General features: G+C 53.5%; 2 protein-coding genes. Both read left to right on the top strand.

Annotated features, from left to right (window positions below; translation table 11 throughout):
- The first annotated feature begins 112 nt into the window (after window positions 1–112).
- On the top strand, window positions 113–472 hold the full coding sequence (locus OCV63_RS17305; RefSeq protein ID WP_002593329.1) for a DUF3847 domain-containing protein: 360 nt from the start codon (window positions 113–115) through the stop codon (window positions 470–472).
- On the top strand, window positions 438–1,637 hold a 1,200-nt coding region (gene mobQ, locus OCV63_RS17300; RefSeq protein ID WP_158365443.1), incomplete at its 3' end, for a MobQ family relaxase. The genes OCV63_RS17305 and mobQ, both read left to right, overlap by 35 nt.

Genomic DNA, 1,637 nt, shown 5'->3' with positions numbered 1-1,637 from the left:
GCAGGAAAAAGCAAGAAAAAGAAACCCCCACCCCTCAAGAATGAGGGGCAGGGGAGTTGAATAGGCGAAGCCTATTTTTTATCCCAAAAATCAAAAAAGGAGGTCAATCACAATGACAAAACCGAAAACCCTCGATCAGCTTCGAGCCGAAAAGGAACGAGCTGAGACGCAGCTTGCACAGGAGAAGCACAAGCTGGAGCGTCTGGAGAACAGAAAGAAGTATCTGGAGAAAGGCGAACGCACCAAGCGCACCCACCGCCTTTGCAATCTGGGCGGCACGATTGAGAGCCTTGCCCCGGAGGTCAAAGATCTCACACGCACCGAAATGACAGAGCTGATGGAACACATCTTTTCTCTGTCCGAAGTCCAGCGAGCCGTCCGGCACATGGCGATTACTCACACCAACCAAGCGAACAGAGAAAAGGAGCTGAAAGCCGATGGCACTATTTCATCTGAGCGTCACGCAGACTAAGCGAAGCGCAGGACAGTCCGCTATTGCTTCTGCCGCCTACCGTGCCGGGGAGCGATTGTATAGCGAGTATTACGGCGAATACAGCGACTACACCCGCAAGGGCGGCGTGATCTGCTCTGACATTCTCCTGCCGTCCCATGCACCGCCCGAATACGCAGACCGCCAGACCCTATGGAACGCCGTGGAAAAAGCCGAGCGTGGAAAGAACGCCCAGCTTGCATACAGCTTTGACATTGCCTTGCAGAATGAATTTTCCCTTGAGGAAAACATCGCTCTTGCAAGGCAATTTTTATTGGAGAACTTTGTGAGCCGGGGCATGGTGGTTGACCTCGCCGTACACCAGCCAGACCGGGAGGACGGCGGCATACCCAATCCACATTTTCATGTGCTTTGCCCTATCCGCCCCATCGAGCAGAACGGCAAATGGGGGCTAAAGCAACGCCGGGTGTATGAGCTGGACGAGGACGGCAACCGTATCCGGGACCAGAACGGCGAGTTTGTTTTCAACGCCGTTCCCACTACCGACTGGGGCAGTCCCGAAACGCTGGAACATTGGCGGCAGACATGGGCGGAACTATGCAACGCCAAGTTTGCGGAGAAAGGGCTTGATGTTCGTATCGACCACCGAAGCTATGAGCGTCAGGGCGTGGAGCTTCTTCCCACCGTCCATGAGGGCGCAACCGTCCGGGCAATGGAGAAGAAAGGCATACGCACCGAGAAAGGCGAGTTCAACCGCTGGATCAGAGCAACCAATGCCGTTATCCGGGACATCAAGAAGAAAATCGCTCTCCTGTTTGATTGGATTGCCGAAGCAAAAGCGGAGCTTGCCAAGCCGCAGGCACCCAACCTTGTTTCTCTGCTGAACGCCTACTACACCCAGCGCAAAGCCGGGGCTTATTCCCAGAAAGGCAAAATCAGCAACCTAAAGGAGATGAACGAGACTTTCAATTATCTCCGGGCAAACGGCATTTACAACCTTGAAGATTTGGAAAGCCGTGTCAATGAACACAGCTCCACCACAGAGAGCTTGAAGAAAACGCTGGACGGGCAGACCGCACGAATGAAAGAAATCAAGCAGCTCTATGACAGCTCCGCTGCTTTCCAAAACTTGAAGCCTGTCTATGACGGCTTGCAGAAAATCAAGTTTGAGAAGCCCAGAGCCAAG

Source organism: Laedolimicola ammoniilytica (assembly GCF_025567165.1).
GTDB classification, from domain to species: domain Bacteria; phylum Bacillota; class Clostridia; order Lachnospirales; family Lachnospiraceae; genus Laedolimicola; species Laedolimicola ammoniilytica.
This window is presented reverse-complemented; position numbering and strand designations above follow the sequence as displayed.

Bases quoted from the DNA above. Each gene is read 5' to 3' on its own strand.
- OCV63_RS17305 (WP_002593329.1), top strand. From the start codon at position 113: ATGACAAAACCGAAAACCCTCGATCAGCTTCGAGCCGAAAAGGAACGA.